Source organism: Ornithinibacter sp., from assembly GCF_035443565.1.
Lineage (GTDB): Bacteria > Actinomycetota > Actinomycetes > Actinomycetales > Dermatophilaceae > Fodinibacter.
Window position 1 is genome coordinate 1 of the sequence record NZ_DAORSO010000303.1, and the last position, 1,810, is coordinate 1,810.

The window sequence follows — 1,810 nt, forward strand, 5'->3', positions numbered from 1 at the left end:
CCCGGGCACCGTGATGTGGTTCAAGGGCTATGAGCGGGTTCGCCCCGGCAAGGTCGGCACGGCGGTCATCGCCGCGCACGTCGCCACCGGGAAGCGGCCCGACGTCTTTGCCGACCTGGCCGACGTCGACGTCGGCGACACCATCGAGGTCGTCGAGGACGGCAAGTCGGTGAAGTACCGCGTGACCCGGGCGGGGGCCATCGACAAGAAGAAGGTCACGACCGACCAGACGGTCTGGGGTGCGAACACCTCGCGGACCAGGCTGGCGATCATCACCTGCGACGACGCGTTCGGACTGCGAGGTGACGGCCACCGGGTCGCCAACTTCGTCGTCATCGCTGACAAGGTCTGACGCCGCGGCGCCGACGCTAGCCGAAGGTCAGGTCGAGAGGGCGCTCCAGGAAAGCAGCGAAGGCCGCGGCCGCGTCACCGATCGCGTCCTGATCGCTGGTATCGAGAGGGGTGTCGCCCGAAACGGCCACCCGAACCGACGCGGCCGTCACCACGCGCTTCCACACCCCGACGTCCTCATCACCCACGACGACGATGCCCCCACCTGCCTCCGACACCAGCCGGGCCCGCGACGCCGACGGGTCGCGCCGCGGGAAGCCGGTGTCGCGGTAGGTCAGGCACACCTCGTCAAACGTCGACAACAGCAGGGCGCGCGGCGCGCGCGAGGTGCGTGACGACATCCGAGGGTCGAACCAGAGGGTGTGGCCGCCTGCCTCGACGTGGTCGAGGTCGCCCTCGAGGTCACGCAGGGCTGCGCGGATCTGGGTGAGGGTGAGGGTTGACCAGCGGGCCAGGTCCCGTTCGGATGCCGGGCCGTGGCCTACGAAGAATCGTCGCGTGAGCTCTCGGCGGCCATCGTCGGCGTCGAGGCTGTCGAGCGGGGCCGGGGGCAGCGTCTCGTCGGCGAGCACGTAGGTGTGCTCGGCACCGCGAGGCGGGCCGGAACAGATGAAGGCCCGAAGCTCGGCGACGATGAGCAGGTGCGCGAGCCGTTGCACGTCGGTCGGCAGGCCAGCAGCCTCGACGTGCGGCCGCAGCTCGCGGCGGGTGTGGGGTGTGGGCCCGGCGAGGACCCGCTCGAGCACCCGGAACGCACGCAGGATCAGGTCGTCGTCGAGCCCGAGCCCGCGGCGGCGGCCGTTCAGGGAGGACTCGACGCGCGGGCCGGTGGCGTGCTGCATCCAGCGCAGGTCCTCGGGTGCGACGTGGTGCCAGGTGGGGCGCAGCACGTGGGTGCGCACCCAGCCGCCTGCCGCCTGCTCGGCCAGCAGGCCCGCATAGGTGGTGCCGGGCGGCATCCGCATCGCGAGGGACCACGCGGCCAGCGGCGCATCCTGGGACTGTACGGCCGTGAGGAGCCGCACCACATCGCCCCCGCGCGGCAGCCCAGCCGCCGACAGGCGCTGGGTGGCCAGGCGCCGTCGACGCACCTGGGGCAGGGATGCCGTACGCACAGCGGTCATCGTCGCACCGACCCCTGACGGGGGTCGTCGTGCTCGGGAACAGTTCGGGGGTGCCTTGCGTTCGATAGTGTGTAATCAAGTAATCACTGCAAGGAGAAGCGTCATGCGACACCCCCACTTCACCCCCTCAGAGTCAGACACCCTCGGCGCCTCGGGCACGGCCCGTGGCCTGCGCGGCATGCACGGCATCCGCGGTCCCCGTGGCGGGCGCCCCGGCCCCGGCGGCGGTCCTGGCGAGGACGGCCCGCGCGGTCCCCGTGGCCCTCGCGGCGCCCGTGGACGCGGCTTCGGCCGCCCCGGTGGCTGGCAGCAGGGTGACCTGCCCAGCGCCGACG

Annotated in this window: 3 protein-coding genes; 1 reads left to right on the forward strand and 2 read right to left on the reverse strand. The window is 72.2% G+C overall.

The features are described from left to right. Window positions 1-352: class F sortase (locus PLL68_RS14695; protein WP_324535355.1), on the forward strand; the 352-nt coding region annotated here is incomplete at its 5' end. A gap of 16 nt (window positions 353-368) precedes the next feature. Here PLL68_RS14695 and PLL68_RS14700 read toward each other — a convergent pair. Both PLL68_RS14700 and PLL68_RS14705 read right to left on the reverse strand, forming a co-directional pair. Continuing rightward, the gene (locus PLL68_RS14700; RefSeq protein WP_324535357.1) at window positions 369-1,475 is read right to left on the reverse strand and encodes a DNA glycosylase AlkZ-like family protein; all 1,107 of its coding nucleotides are present in this window, start codon (window positions 1,473-1,475) and stop codon (window positions 369-371) included. 133 nt (window positions 1,476-1,608) lie between these two features. Next, a partial coding sequence (locus PLL68_RS14705; RefSeq protein WP_324535359.1) for a hypothetical protein occupies window positions 1,609-1,810 on the reverse strand: 202 nt, incomplete at its 5' end.